Annotated in this window: 11 protein-coding genes; 5 read left to right on the top strand and 6 right to left on the bottom strand. The window is 70.6% G+C overall.

Going from position 1 to position 13,196, the window contains the following annotated elements; translation table 11 throughout:
* The first annotated feature begins 577 nt into the window (after positions 1–577).
* Positions 578–2,227: a cation:proton antiporter gene (locus AB0I88_RS34740; protein ID WP_361034672.1), complete on the top strand. Its 1,650-nt coding sequence runs from the start codon at positions 578–580 to the stop codon at positions 2,225–2,227.
* An 18-nt stretch (positions 2,228–2,245) separates the two neighbouring features.
* On the opposite strand, the gene AB0I88_RS34735 is transcribed toward AB0I88_RS34740, so the two are convergent.
* The 4 genes from AB0I88_RS34735 to AB0I88_RS34720 all read right to left on the bottom strand — a co-directional run bounded on the left by AB0I88_RS34735 (position 2,246) and on the right by AB0I88_RS34720 (position 7,262).
* Positions 2,246–4,162 (bottom strand): ABC transporter ATP-binding protein, encoded by a 1,917-nt coding sequence (locus AB0I88_RS34735; protein ID WP_361034669.1) that lies wholly within the window; start codon positions 4,160–4,162, stop codon positions 2,246–2,248.
* 73 nt (positions 4,163–4,235) lie between these two features.
* Positions 4,236–5,027, bottom strand: coding sequence for an enoyl-CoA hydratase/isomerase family protein (locus AB0I88_RS34730; RefSeq protein WP_361034666.1), 792 nt, complete (start codon positions 5,025–5,027; stop codon positions 4,236–4,238).
* Positions 5,024–5,251, bottom strand: coding sequence for a helix-turn-helix domain-containing protein (locus tag AB0I88_RS34725; RefSeq protein ID WP_020510159.1), 228 nt, complete (start codon positions 5,249–5,251; stop codon positions 5,024–5,026). The genes AB0I88_RS34730 and AB0I88_RS34725 overlap by 4 nt, the downstream gene beginning before the upstream one ends.
* A gap of 406 nt (positions 5,252–5,657) precedes the next feature.
* Entirely contained in the window at positions 5,658–7,262 is a 1,605-nt protein-coding gene (locus AB0I88_RS34720; RefSeq protein ID WP_361034663.1) for an ABC-F family ATP-binding cassette domain-containing protein, read from the bottom strand.
* 204 nt (positions 7,263–7,466) lie between these two features.
* Here AB0I88_RS34720 and AB0I88_RS34715 point away from each other — a divergent pair, with 204 nt between their 5' ends.
* Positions 7,467–8,369, top strand: coding sequence for a neutral zinc metallopeptidase (locus AB0I88_RS34715; RefSeq protein WP_361034660.1), 903 nt, complete (start codon positions 7,467–7,469; stop codon positions 8,367–8,369).
* Between the two features lies 1 nt (position 8,370).
* Here AB0I88_RS34715 and AB0I88_RS34710 read toward each other — a convergent pair whose 3' ends face one another.
* On the bottom strand, positions 8,371–9,000 hold the full coding sequence (locus AB0I88_RS34710) for an acVLRF1 family peptidyl-tRNA hydrolase (RefSeq protein WP_361034657.1): 630 nt from the start codon (positions 8,998–9,000) through the stop codon (positions 8,371–8,373).
* A gap of 57 nt (positions 9,001–9,057) precedes the next feature.
* Here AB0I88_RS34710 and AB0I88_RS34705 point away from each other — a divergent pair, with 57 nt between their 5' ends.
* The gene (locus AB0I88_RS34705; RefSeq protein WP_361034654.1) at positions 9,058–9,753 is read left to right on the top strand and encodes a DNA alkylation repair protein; all 696 of its coding nucleotides are present in this window, start codon (positions 9,058–9,060) and stop codon (positions 9,751–9,753) included.
* Between the two features lie 312 nt (positions 9,754–10,065).
* Here AB0I88_RS34705 and AB0I88_RS34700 read toward each other — a convergent pair whose 3' ends face one another.
* Positions 10,066–10,668, bottom strand: coding sequence for a LysE family transporter (locus tag AB0I88_RS34700; RefSeq protein WP_361034651.1), 603 nt, complete (start codon positions 10,666–10,668; stop codon positions 10,066–10,068).
* Between the two features lie 327 nt (positions 10,669–10,995).
* Here AB0I88_RS34700 and AB0I88_RS34695 point away from each other — a divergent pair, with 327 nt between their 5' ends.
* Both AB0I88_RS34695 and AB0I88_RS34690 read left to right on the top strand, forming a co-directional pair.
* Positions 10,996–11,685, top strand: coding sequence for a histidine phosphatase family protein (locus tag AB0I88_RS34695; protein WP_361034648.1), 690 nt, complete (start codon positions 10,996–10,998; stop codon positions 11,683–11,685).
* A 55-nt stretch (positions 11,686–11,740) separates the two neighbouring features.
* The gene (locus AB0I88_RS34690; protein ID WP_361034645.1) at positions 11,741–13,036 is read left to right on the top strand and encodes an MFS transporter; all 1,296 of its coding nucleotides are present in this window, start codon (positions 11,741–11,743) and stop codon (positions 13,034–13,036) included.
* Positions 13,037–13,196: the final 160 nt, after the last annotated feature.

The following is a 13,196-nucleotide window of genomic DNA, read 5'->3' as shown; positions in this document are numbered from 1 at the left end:
CGGATCTCGGCTATCTGTGTTCCGCAGACGTGACACCCGCAACGGGTGTCGTCACACCCACTACGGGTGTCACGTTCTCCGAGCACACATCGCCCCGCACGGCCGGCCCTCCGACCACCGGACGACAGGCCGACAGGACGCCAGGGCGGCGGGACGCCAGGACGCCAGAGCGCCAGGACGCCAGGGCGGCGGGACGCCAGGACGCCAGGACGATAAGGAAGGCGTCGGGACGCCGGGACGCCGGGACGCCGAGGGTACCGTCGGTGCGCTGTGGGCGCCCGCCCGGCGGGCAGACGGGGCCCGAGCGATTCGGCACGCACGCAGGGCCTTGTCCGGTCGCTCACGAGTGTCACAGCGGTGCTCGGGGCACACCGTCGGTGCGCTGTGCGCCCCCGCCCGGTGGGCGTGCAGGCGGGCAGGGCTGGCGATTTGGCCAGCAGGGTCAGCGCTCACGAGCAGCCGAAAAGAATCAGCCAGAATCCGGAACAGTCCCGGAAGCCGCGCGGCGGTCCGGTGCGGCGCCGGTCATCCGGCCGGGGTGATCCGGGTAGGCGCCGTCTCGCGATCTGATCGGCGTATGAATGAAGCGGCGACAGCACTGGTGCTGTTGGCCGTGTTCGCCTGGGGATTGTGGTCAGCGCGGCTGGGCCGTGCCGACCTCACCGCACCCATCCTGTTCGTGACCGCCGGGCTGCTGCTCTCCAGCGGGCCGATGCCCGATCCGGAGGCCACCCGTGAGGTGGTGCGGCTGCTGGCAGAGGTCACCCTCGTCTGGGTGCTGTTCGCCGACGCGTCCCGGGTGGGGCTGCCGGAGTTCCGGGCCGATCTGGGGCTTTTCGCGCGCCTGCTGGGGGTGGGCCTGCCGTTGACGATGTTGGCGGGCACACTGCTGGCCGCGTTGTTCTTCGGTGAGCTGGGGTTCTGGCTGGCGTTGCTGGTCGGCGCGGCGCTCGCGCCGACGGATGCGGCGCTGGGCGCGGCGGTGATGACCGATCCGTCGGTGCCGGAACGGATCCGGCGGACACTCAATGTGGAGAGTGGACTCAACGACGGTATCGCCACCCCGGTGGTGACGCTCGCCATCGCCGGTGCCGCGGCGATGGGCGGGACCCCGCACGCGGCTCTCGCCGAGCTGGCGATCGGGGTGGCTGTCGGCGCCGGCGCCGGGCTGGTGGGCGGCCGCTCGATGCGTACCGCCCGGGCGCGGGGCTGGGCGTCGGAGGATTTCGCCGGCCCGGGGGTGCTGGCTCTGGCTCTGGCGGTCTACACGGGCACGCACGGGCTGGGCGGCAACGGTTTCGTGGCCGCTTTCGTGGCCGGGATCGTGTTCGGCGCGGCGGCCGGCCGGGGCAGCGCGACCGAGGTGTTCTACGTCGAGCAGACGGCCGGCCTGGCCTCCCTGCTGACGTGGCTGATCTTCGGCGCGTTCGCGGTGCCGCTCGTCATCGCCCACACCGACTGGCTGGTGATCGGGTACGCGGTCCTGAGCCTCACCGTGATCCGCATGCTGCCGGTGGCCCTGGCTCTCCTGGGCAGTGGCATTCCACCGCGTACGGTCGCCTTCATCGGCTGGTTCGGCCCACGCGGCTTGGCTTCGATCGTTTTCGCGATGCTCGCCGTCGAGGATCTCGGCCCGCAGGCGGACCGCGCGATTGCCGTGATCGGCGTGACCGTCCTGCTCAGCGTCTTCGCCCACGGCGTGACCGCGAAACCGTTGGCGGCCCGCTTCGCGACTTCCAGCCCTCCGGAGCCGCCCGCCTCCGCCGGCGGTCTGTCGGGTCCGGCCGGCGGCACCGCACGGCCGCCCGGACCGGCGAGCGGAACAGCGCGCACGGCAAGCACGGCCGAGGTCGGGGCGAATCCTGCGGGCTCGACCCCGGATGTAGCCGGCACGAACCCGGCCGACCCCGCCTCCGCCACAACGAGGGCCGGCACGAACCCGGCCGACTCCACCGCCGCCACAACGAGGGCCGGCACGAACCCGGCCGACTCCACCCCCGCAACGACAGGGGCCGGCACCGACCCGGCGGCCCTGGTCCCCGGCGCGGCCTTCAGCACGGATCCTCCAGCCCGCACCCCCGGCGCCGATCCATCCGCCGCGGTACCAGGCCCGGCGGGCCGAGCCGCCGGCATCGGCGGCCGGTCGGGTGTCCTGCCCGCGCGCGGGCTCCTGCACCGTCACCCGGCTCGCCATCGCCGCGCGCATGATCCGAAGAACCCTTCGTGACGATTACGGGGCGGAGAATCAGCGCACGGATCCGGCCTGTCCGGTCTGCTCGCCGATCAAGGGGCCGATGATCGATTCCCGGGTTGGGAGTTCCGCGAATTGGGTCCGGTAAAGATCCGCGTAAAGCCCGCCCGCCACGATCAATTCCTCGTGCCGGCCTCGCTCGACGATCTTTCCCTGATCCAGTACGAGAATCTGGTCGGCCTCGCGAATGGTGGAAAGCCGATGTGCGATGACCAGCGCCGTCCGTCCACGCAGCGCTTCGGCGAGAGCCCGCTGCACGGCGGCTTCGGACTCGCTGTCGAGATGGGCGGTGGCCTCGTCGAGGATCACGATCGACGGCTGTTTGAGCAGCAGCCGGGCGATGGCGAGCCGCTGCTTCTCCCCGCCGGAGAACCGGTAGCCGCGCTCGCCCACGACGGTGTCGAGCCCGTCCGGCAGGGCCCTGACCAGGCCGGCGATGCGTGCGCCGGCCAGCGCGTTCCACATCTGTTCCTCGGTGGCGTCCGGTCGTGCGTACCGAAGATTGTCGGCGATGGTCTCGTGGAACAGATGTGAATCCTGGGTGACGACGCCGACGGTGTCCCGCAGCGACTCGAGGGTGGCGTCGCGCACGTCGACACCACCGATCCGGACGGATCCGCCGGTCACGTCGTAGACCCGGGAGACCAGCATCGACGTGGTGGACTTGCCGGCGCCGGACGGTCCGACGAGCGCGACCATCTGGCCCGGCTCGACGGTGAAGTCGAGCCCGGCGAGGACCTCTTCGTTCTCCCGCTGGTCGAGGCTGGCGACGTCTTCCAGGGTGGCGAGCGACACCTCATCGGCGCTGGGGTAGCGGAACCGCACGTCCCGGAACTCGATCAGCCCGGAGCCGGCCGGGATGGGTGTGGCGTCCGGCTTCTCGGCGATGCCTGGTTCCAGGTCGAGCACCTCGAAGACCCGGTCGAAGGAGACGAGCGCGCTCATCACGTCGACCCGGACGTTGCTGAGCGCGGTCAGCGGGCCATACAGCCGGGTGAGCAGGAGCGCCAGGGTGACGACGGTGCCGGCCGAGACGTCGCCGCGAACCGCCAGCCAGCCACCCAGCCCGTACGTCAACGCCTGCGCGAGCGAGGCGACGAGCAGCATCGCCACGAAGAAGGTCCGTGAATACATCGCCTGCTGGACCCCGATGTCGCGGACCCGGCCGGCTCGCTCACCGAACCGGGCCGCCTCGGTGTCCGGGCGCCCGAAGAGTTTGACGAGCAGCGCGCCGGAGACGTTGAACCGCTCGGTCATCGTCGCGTTCATCTTCGCGTCGAGGTTGTACGACTCGCGCGTGATCTCGGCGAGCCGTTTCCCCACCCGTCGTGCCGGCACGATGAAGACCGGCAGCAGGAGCAGCGACAACGCGGTGATCTGCCAGGACAGGGTGAACATCACGCCGGCGGTGAGGGTCAGCTGGATGACGTTGCTGACCACGCCGGAGAGCGTCGACGTGAACGCCCGCTGCGCGCCGACGACGTCGTTGTTGAGCCGGCTGACCAGGGCGCCGGTCTGGGTCCGTGCGAAGAACTGCAACGGCATGCGCTGCACGTGGTCGTAGACCCGGGTGCGCAGATCGAGGATGATGCCCTCGCCGATGCGAGCCGAATACCACCTCTGGGCGAGTGACAGCAGCGCCTCGGCGACGGCGAGCGCGGCGATCACCAGGGCGAGCCGGATCACCGCGGAGGACTGCCCGGCGGTGATCGCGTTGATCACATCGCCGGCCAGCAGCGGGGTGGCCACGCCGATGCCGGCGGCGAGCACCACGGTCACCAGGAACACCGTGATGTCGCGCCGGTACGGCACGGCGAACCGCAGAATCCGCCGGGACGTGCCCTCGCGCACGCGGTGCTTGCTGACCCGGTCCGCGTTCTGGATCGAGCGCAGGACACTCCAGCTGGACATGTCACCTCCCGGGTGCCGTTCGACGGGGCAGAGAACAGTCTGCCCCGTGGGTACGACAATCCCGGGAGGTGATCTACTCCCCGGAACTCAGCAGTTCGCTCAACCGGCGGGTCTGGGCCTCACGTTCGGCCCGGTCCTGCTCCGCGTACGACCGCTGGGGCGCGCCCGCGAGCAGGGCCTTGATCTCGGTGACCGCGCCGCCGTCCGCGGCCAGCACCGCCGCGGCGAGGTCGGCCACCCTCCCGTCGAGTTCGGCACGGGGGACCACGGCCGTCGCCAGGCCGATCCGGTCCGCCTCGTCGGCCGCCAGCCGCCGGCCGGTCACGCATATCTCCAGCGCCCGGGACGGGCCGACCAGCTCGGTCAGCCGTTTCGTGCCACCGAGATCGGGCACCAGCCCGAGGGTGACCTCGGCCATGGAGAACCGCGCGTCGTCGGCGAGGACACGCATGTCGCAGTTCAGCGCGAGCTGGAAGCCGGCGCCGATCGCATGTCCTTGCACAGCCGCAATCGTCACAATGGACGGACTGCGCAACCAGGTGAAGGCGGTCTGGAACCCGGCAATCCGATCCGCGCACTCGGACGCCGACAACTGCGCCAGGGTGGCCAGAGAAGAATCGCCGTCGCCCCGTGCGACCGACAGATCCAGGCCGGCGGAAAACGCGCGGCCTTCGCCCCGGACAATGACGACCCGGACGTCACCCGGTAATTTCCGGGAAATGTTGCCCAGCTCCGTCCACATGGTTGGAGTCTGGGCATTGAGAACGTCGGGCCGGCACAACGTCACCGTCGCGACCGGCCCGTCCTGTTCGTAGCGAACGCCAACCTCGTCGGTGGGAGCGGGTCCGGCGTTGCCGGTCGTCACGCCTTCTTACGGCGGCGAGCGCCACCACGCTGGCGCAACTGCACACCGGACTCGGTGAGCACGCGGTGCACGAATCCGTAGGAACGGCCGGTGGACGCGGCCAGCGCGCGGATGCTCTCGCCGCCGGTGTAACGCTTCACCAGGTCCTTGGCGAGCGACTGCCGCTCGCTACCGACGATTCGACGACCCTTCTCAGTACTGGTAGCTGTGCCAGTGGCTGCCATCTTGAATCCTCACGTCGCAGACAGTGCGGTCAGATACGGTCCCACCTATTACACCGTCTCGGACGATCATGCGCCAGGCATCCAGCCCCCGTGAACGTGCCCATTTATTACTGTCAGGAACTTGACGGTTACCACGGGCATCAATGTCAGACAGTTTGGCGGCAGCCTCTCGGCACGCAATTCCGGCCCGGCGAGGCGCCGCCCAAGACCATCGATCACCTGCGGAAACACTCGATCGAGGGGAGCCCCTCGATCGCTCCGGAGAGTGCTGTGATCGCTCCATGGCGTGACACCCGACCTTGGGAACGAAGCCCCGCCGGGTGCCCGGCCTGTTGGCAAACGCCCGAACATCGCACTGTCTGTGTGGGCACCAGTTGACAACTGACGATTGGCGATGATCGGGGGGTCAGGCCAACTCGACGAGTTCCAGCAGATCGTCGCTCCACGCGTCCTCGTCGCCGTCGGGCAACAGGATCGCCCGGTCCGGCTTCAGCGCCTGCACACAGCCCGCGTCATGGGTGACCAGCACGATCGCGCCCGGATAGTTGGCGATCGCGTCCAGCACCTGTTCCCGGCTCACCGGATCGAGGTTGTTGGTCGGCTCGTCCAGAAGCAGCACGTTGGCGCCCGAGCAGACCAGAGTCGCCAGCGCCAGCCGGGTCTTCTCGCCGCCGGAGAGCACGCCGGCCGGCTTGTCGACATCGTCGCCGGAGAAGAGGAACGCGCCGAGAATCTTCCGCAGCTCGGTGTCGGTCTGCTCGGAGGCGGCGCTGCGCATGTGCTCCAGGATGGTCCGGTCCACGTCGAGCGTCTCGTGCTCCTGGGCGTAGTAGCCCAGCCGCAGCCCGTGCCCGGCACGCACCTCGCCGGTGTCCGGCTCCAGCAGGCCGCCCAGCATCCGCAGCAGGGTCGTCTTGCCGGCGCCGTTGAGGCCCAGGATGGCGACCCGGGAACCGCGGTCCACCGCCACGCTGACGTCGGTGAAGATCTCCAGAGAGCCGTACGACTTCGACAGGCCGGTGGCGGTCAGCGGAGTCTTGCCGCACGGGGCCGGGCTCGGGAACCGGACCTTCGCCACCTTGTCGGAGGTGCGCACCTCCTCCAGCCCACCGAGCAGCTTCTCGGCGCGGCGTGCCATGTTCTGCGCGGCGACCGTCTTGGTGGCCTTGGCACGCATCTTGTCGGCCTGGGCCATCAGGGCACCGGCCTTCTTCTCCGCGTTGGCCCGCTCCCGGCGGCGCCGGCGCTCGTCGGTCTCCCGCGCTTCCAGATACGTCTTCCAGCCCATGTTGTACATGTCGACGACCGCGCGGTTGGCGTCCAGATACCACACCTTGTTGACGGCGGCGTCGAGCAGCTCGACGTCGTGGCTGATCACCACGAGGCCGCCCTTGTGCTGCGCCATGTAGCCGCGCAGCCAGGTGATCGAGTCCTGGTCGAGGTGGTTGGTCGGCTCGTCGAGCAGCAGGATGCCCTTGCCGTTCTGCCCCGAGTTGGCGAACAGGATGCGGGCCAGCTCGATCCGGCGGCGCTGACCGCCGGAGAGGGTGCCGATCGTCTGGGCCAGGGCACGCTCCGGCAGGCCCAGGTTCGCGCAGATCCGGGCGGCCTCGGCCTCGGCGCCGTAGCCGCCCAGGGCGGAGAACCGGTCCTCCAGCTGCCCGTAGCGCCGGACCAGCTTCTCGTCGCCGCTCTCCTCGAGCTGAACCTCGAGCTTCTGCATCTCGGCGAGGATGCTGTCCAGGCCGCGGGCGGACAGGACACGATCGCGGCCGGTGACGTTCAGGTCGCCGGTCCGCGGATCCTGCGGCAGGTAACCGATCTCACTGGTCCGCTCGACGGCGCCCGCGTACGGGATTCCCTCCCCCGCGAGGACCTTGAGTGTGGTGGTCTTGCCGGCGCCGTTGCGGCCGACCAGGCCGATCCGGTCGCCGGGCTGCACCCGCAGCGTGGTCGGGGAGATCAGAATGCGCGCGCCGGCGCGGAGTTCCAGTCCGGTGGCGGTGATCATGAAAATTCTCGCTCTCGGTGAGACGGCTGACTCAGGGCGCAGAAAAGCGCCGGCCATCGGGGATGACGGTCGGCGCCGGGGCAGGTCAGCCTTCGCAGAGCAGCACGCGACCAGTCTACCGGGCGGCCACCGGCACCTCCCACCCGATTAGTTCGCGAGGTCAACGGGTACTCGCCGGGCAACCGTGGTGAAGGTGGGACGAGGATGGAACTCAACGAACGCGCCGACATCGACACCAGTCAGATCGAGGACGGCCGCGGATCCGGTGGCGGAGGGGGCCTCGGCGGGCTGCCGATCGGCGGCGGCATCGCCGGTGTCGTGGTCACCCTGATCATCGCCCTGGTCGGCGGCTACTTCGGGATCAACACGCTGGGCGGGGAAGACGATCGGCCGGCCGGGCAGCCGATCACCCAGTGCAGCACCGGCGCCGAACAGCTTCAGCAGGTGGTCTGCCGCAACGGCCTCTACGTGACATCGATCCAGGACTACTGGCGCGACCAGCTCCCGGAGTCCTTCGGCGAACAGTACGTCCCGGCGAAGACCCATCTGTTCGAGGGCCGGGTCAGCACCGCCTGCGGCGCGGCCGACTCCGGCGTCGGCCCGTTCTACTGCCCCGCCGACGACAAGGTCTACATCGATCTCTCCTTCTACCAGGTCCTCTCCCGGCAGCTGGGCGCACCGGGAGAGTTCGCCCAGCCCTACGTGCTGGCCCACGAGTACGGCCACCACATCCAGGACGTGCTCGGCACCGAGGCGGAGATGCGCCGGCGCCAGGAACGCGACCCGGACTCCGCCAACCAGGAGTCGGTGAAGCTGGAGCTCCAGGCCGACTGCTACGCCGGCGCCTGGGCCCGCGCCGCCTCGACGACCACCGACAAGGACGGCGACAAGATCTTCAAGAGCCTCACCGACGCCGACATCCAGGAGGGCATCCAGGCCGCCGGGCAGATCGGCGACGACACCCTCCAGAAGCGCGGCGGCGGCGACGTCAACCCCGAGCAGTTCACCCACGGCACGTCCGCGCAGCGCCAGCAGTGGTTCCGGGTCGGCTACGAGAGCGGCGACCCGCAGCGGTGCGACACCTTCAAGGCCGGTGCGGTGACCTGAGTCACTCCCGGATCAGGATCGGCACGGCACGAGCCGCGGCCACGGCGGTCACCAGGACCGCGTGCCGCGGCTCCGGCACGTCGAGCAACCTTCCGGTACGCAACGCGGCCACCGCCCTCAGCTGCGGCGCCGACAGGATGGTGTCCACCGCCACACGGTCACCTCCGGCCACGAGCGCGGCCATCGTCCGTACCTCGGGAAGAAGAATGCGCCCCACGATGCCGGCGGCGTCGGCAGCGGCCGCTTTGGCCTGATTGTCCCGGCGGCGCGCGAAGCGCTGCTGCGACCAGCCACCCGCGGCCGTGCGCCCCTGCACGTAGTGGGTGTCCACCTTGGAGGTCACCAGGTCGTCGCCGTCGGCGATGCCCACGGCGACCGCGCCCTTGCGGGCCAGCAGCAACCCCAGCCGGCGCGGGGCCCTGGCCTGGCGGATCAGCTCATCCAGCGTCGTGGCCGGACCGGCTCCCGGGGGCGCGTGCAGCGTCGCCGACGCGCCGTCCTCGGCGATCACCGTCAGGCCCTCCTCCCGGTACGGGCCATGGCGCGCCGCGAAGTTCTCCAGCCATCGGGGTAGCCGCGCGGGGGCGACATCGACCCACTTGCCACCGCCCGCGGCCGCACGTTCTCCCATTCCGATCACCCTACTTTCGGGGAATTCCTGTCGTACCCCGGTGGCAGGATGCACGGCATGAGCGATCTGGCGACGGTTCTGGTCGGCCGGCTCGCCGCCTCGTTCGACGAGGCCCGTGATCCGGTGCGGGCGGTCGGGGCGGCGGCCTACATGCGCGACCTGTTCCCCTTCCTGGGCCTGACCAGCCCGGTGCGGCGGGCCCGGGCCCGGCTGGCTCTGGCCGGCCTGCCACGGCCGACCGAGGCCGAGCTGCGCGACGTGGCGCTGGCCTGCTGGTCCCGTGACGAGCGGGAGTTCCAGCAGTTCGCCTGCGACTACCTGGCCGCCAACATCAAGGTCCCCGGCCCCGCGTTCCTCGACACGGTTGCCGAGCTGATCGTGACGAAATCCTGGTGGGACACAGTGGACCCGCTGGCCGCCCACGTGGCGGGCGGCCTGGTGCGGCGTCATCCGGAGACGGTCACCACGATGGACGAGTGGTCCCGCGCCGACGACATGTGGCTGATCCGGACAGCGATCCTGCATCAGCTCACCTACGGCGCGGCGACCGACGCCGACCGCCTGTTCGGCTACTGCGCCGCCCAGGCCGGTCACCGCGACTTCTTCATCCGCAAGGCCATCGGCTGGGCGCTGCGCCAGCACGCCCGCACCGACCCCGCCGCGGTCCGCGCCTTCCTCGCTGCCCAGAGCGACCGCTTGTCCCCACTCTCCCGCCGGGAGGCCGCCAAACACCTGTCACCCATCCGGCCCTGACGGGCTGCGTCGGGTAACTCCCCGACCAGACAGCGGAGCTGACCCCGGCCGGACATCGGCGGTCATGCGTTCTGTTCAGCCGGTTCGATCGTTCACCGGCGGAGTCCTGAAGGCCGGAGTTCTGATGACCTTCCAGCGCGGGCGCGGGCGCGGGGCTGGCCGCGGGCGCGAGCCGAGCCGCGGGCGCGAGCCGAGCCGCGGACGCGAGCCGAGCCGCGGACGCGAGCCGAGCCGAGCCGGACCGCGGGCCGGCCATAGCGCACACCGGCCCACACCCACCGGGCCCCAACCGCGTCACGATGTGACTGGAGGTCAACCAGTGGCGAGCAGTTGAAGGGCCAGGCCGGCGATCACGAGGCTGGAGACCAGGGCGGTGATCAGGCGTCCTCGCCGGCCGGTGAGGAACCGGCCGATCAGTGACCCGCCGCTCGCGATCAGCAGCTGCCAGCTCGCCGAGGCGAGGAAGGCGCCGATCACGAACCACGCGCCGCCTCCGGCGCCGCCGCTGCCGAGGACCAGTGCCGCGAAATAGATCACGGTGGCCGGGTTGAGCAGCGTGAGCCCGAGAACACCGGCGTACGCCCGGACGGCCGTCGCCGGCCGCTCAGCCCGCTCCGTCACCGCGGACCTGCGGACAGCTCCCCAGGCCGTCCAGACCGCCAGAGCGAGCAGCACCGCAGCGCCGGCCCACCGCAGCGGCGTCGCCACCGGCGCGATCGCCGTCGCGACGGCCGCCCCGCCGACGACGGCGACCAGGGCATAGATGCCGTCCGCGGTGGCCGCACCCAACCCGGCGGCCGCACCGACCCGCAACGAGATCCGCGCGCTGAGCCCGGCGATGAGTACACCGATGGCTCCGACAGGCACCGCGATGCCGTAACCGGCGACCACACCGGCCAGGAACGGCCCGCTCATGACGGCTGCCGGCGACCCACGATCCCGTCGGCGCCGGTCTGCTGTCGCACGGCCCGATCGGCCACGGCGACAGAGACGGCGGGATGACGCTTCAATTTGATCATGCCGCCATCCTCGACGTGAGTGCCCTCCGCCGGCCACCGATTTTCGATGACGGCGGCCCGGCCCGAACCCCCACGGGGCCGGGCCTCTCCGGCGGCCTCACGCAGTGCCGGACGACCGTGCGAATGCACCGGAGGGTCACTTCATGCGCGGAACGCGGTTACCAGACGCTTTCCGGTGAACTCGGAACGTGACCGGCCGGGGCCGAATCGGTAGGGTCCGATCATGGTCGCTGAACTGATTCTGGTCCGGCACGGGCAGAGCCTGGCCAACGTGGCGTTCCCCACCGCCGACGCGGACGGGCTGATGGAGACGGTGGTGAGCGGCCGCGACGCCGAGGTCCCACTCACCGAGACCGGCGAGCAACAGGCCGCGGCGCTGGGAACCTGGCTGAGCACCCTGCCGGAGGACCGCCGGCCCCAGGTGGTGATCACATCGCCGTACTTGCGGGCCCGGGAGACATGGCGGATCGCGGCCGAGTCGTCGGGGCTGGACCTGCCGGCGCCACGCACCGACGACCGGCTGGTGGACCGGCTGATGGGCGAACTGGAACTGCTCACCCGCGCCGCGGTCGCGGCCCGTTTCCCGGACGAGGCGGCACGGCGGGCCGAAGCGGGCGAGTTCGAGTACGCGCCGCCGGGTGGGGAGTCGTTCGCCGACATCGCGATCCGGCTGAAGTCGTTCCTGGACGACGTGCACGCCGACCACGCCGGGAAACGGGTGATCGTCGTCGCACATGACGCGGTGGTGCTGATGATGCGAGCTGTCATCGAACAGTTGAGCTGGGACGAGGTGCTGGAGGTGGAACGGGACGCGGGCAGCGTACGAAACGCTTCGATCTCGCGTTTCGACGGCGGTTCCGGGGAACTGACCCTGGACCGCTACAACGTGATCGACCACCTGCCGCCGGCCTGAGCATCACATCGATGACCGTCTTGCCACGAACGGCCACCGATCTTATGTTCGGTCGATGCCCGTCGCTCACTTCCCCCGCGGGCCGGCTCCCCCGCGTCGCATGGTGAACCGCCAGCTGGGCGCCCTCCTCACCGCCGAGGCGATCTCCATGATCGGCAGCCGGATCACCTTCGTCGCCGTACCCTGGCTGGTCCTCGTCACCACCGACTCGGCCCTGCTGGCCGGGGTGGCCGGGTTCGCCGAGATGCTGCCTTACGTGCTGTCCGGCCTGATCGGCGGCCCGATCGTGGACCGGGTCGGCCCACGTCCCACCGCCGTGGCCGCGGACGCGGCCAGTGTCCTGGCGGTCGCCGGCATTCCGGTGATCGCCTACTGCGACGGCGTCTCGTACAGCGCGCTGCTGGTGCTGATCGCCCTGGCCGGCGCGTTACGCGGCTTCGGTGACGCCGCCAAGCGCGCCCTGCTGCCGCGGACGATCTCCGCCGCCGGGCTCTCCACGGAACGCGGCACCGCGATGTACGACGGCATCTGCCGCGCGTCGACCCTCGTCGGCCTGCCGCTCGCCGGGGTGCTGATAGCCACGCTCGGCCCGGCGGTGGTCCTGCTCTTCGACGCCCTCTCCTTCGCGGCGAGCGCGATCATCATCGGCGTGCTCGTCCGCGTCGGTCACGCCGACGCCGCGGCCCGCGCCGAGAGCGAACAGCAGGGGTACGCGGACGCGCTGCGCGACGGCTTCCGATGGGTCCGGGCGGATCGGCTCATCGTCGGCGTCATGGCGATGCTGTTCGCCACCAACATGTTCGACCAGGCGTTCGCGACCGTTTTCGTACCGGTATGGGTCCGTGACGGGCCGCACGGCCCCGCCGCGCTGGGGGTGATCGGCACCGCCTTCGGCATGGGCGCGGTCGCCGGGAACCTCCTCTACACGGTCCTGGCGCCACGCCTGCCCCGGCGCCGCACCTTCGGCATCTGTTTCCTGGTGGGCGGACCGGCGCAACTGCTGGTTCTGGCTCTCACCGACCGCGTCTGGATCGTGCTCACCACCGCGGCGATCTCCGGCGCCCTCATGTCGACGGTCAACCCGATCCTGATGGCCTCCGTCTACCGGCGCATACCGACGCACCTGCACGGGCGGGTGATCAGTGTCCTGATCGCCGTCTCCTGGGCCGGCATCCCGCTCGGTGGCCTCGTCGGCGGGTGGGCCACCGACCTGCTGGGCCTGCACACGGCCGCCCTGCTGGCCGCGATCGGCTACCTGACGGTCACCGTCTCCCCCTTCCTCTTCTCCGCATGGCAGGCACTGGACGAGTTCCCCCACCCCGAACGGGAGCAGGCCGTGGCCGCCGTTTAGCCCGCGTCTCACCGGGAGGACCGGAACGCGGCGAGATCCGACCGGATCGTCTACGGCCTCCGCCGGATCCCGCCCGAGCCGCCAACCCACGACAAGACACGAGCCGACCGAAAACGGCAGGCGCGGCCCATGCGCCCACTCGCCCGTGCGAGATCGCGGC

This window comes from Actinoplanes sp. NPDC049802 (assembly GCF_040656595.1).
GTDB lineage: Bacteria > Actinomycetota > Actinomycetes > Mycobacteriales > Micromonosporaceae > Actinoplanes.
The sequence above is the reverse complement of the archived record's forward strand: the minus strand, read 5'-3'. Positions and strand labels throughout refer to the sequence as shown.

Coding starts and splice junctions, on each gene's coding strand:
- AB0I88_RS34740 (WP_361034672.1), top strand. CDS start 578: ATGAATGAAGCGGCGACAGCACTGGTGCTGTTGGCCGTGTTCGCCTGG.
- AB0I88_RS34735 (WP_361034669.1), bottom strand. CDS start 4,162: ATGTCCAGCTGGAGTGTCCTGCGCTCGATCCAGAACGCGGACCGGGTC.
- AB0I88_RS34725 (WP_020510159.1), bottom strand. CDS start 5,251: ATGGCAGCCACTGGCACAGCTACCAGTACTGAGAAGGGTCGTCGAATC.
- AB0I88_RS34720 (WP_361034663.1), bottom strand. CDS start 7,262: ATGATCACCGCCACCGGACTGGAACTCCGCGCCGGCGCGCGCATTCTG.
- AB0I88_RS34715 (WP_361034660.1), top strand. CDS start 7,467: ATGGAACTCAACGAACGCGCCGACATCGACACCAGTCAGATCGAGGAC.
- AB0I88_RS34710 (WP_361034657.1), bottom strand. CDS start 9,000: ATGGGAGAACGTGCGGCCGCGGGCGGTGGCAAGTGGGTCGATGTCGCC.
- AB0I88_RS34705 (WP_361034654.1), top strand. CDS start 9,058: ATGAGCGATCTGGCGACGGTTCTGGTCGGCCGGCTCGCCGCCTCGTTC.
- AB0I88_RS34700 (WP_361034651.1), bottom strand. CDS start 10,668: ATGAGCGGGCCGTTCCTGGCCGGTGTGGTCGCCGGTTACGGCATCGCG.
- AB0I88_RS34695 (WP_361034648.1), top strand. CDS start 10,996: ATGGTCGCTGAACTGATTCTGGTCCGGCACGGGCAGAGCCTGGCCAAC.
- AB0I88_RS34690 (WP_361034645.1), top strand. CDS start 11,741: ATGCCCGTCGCTCACTTCCCCCGCGGGCCGGCTCCCCCGCGTCGCATG.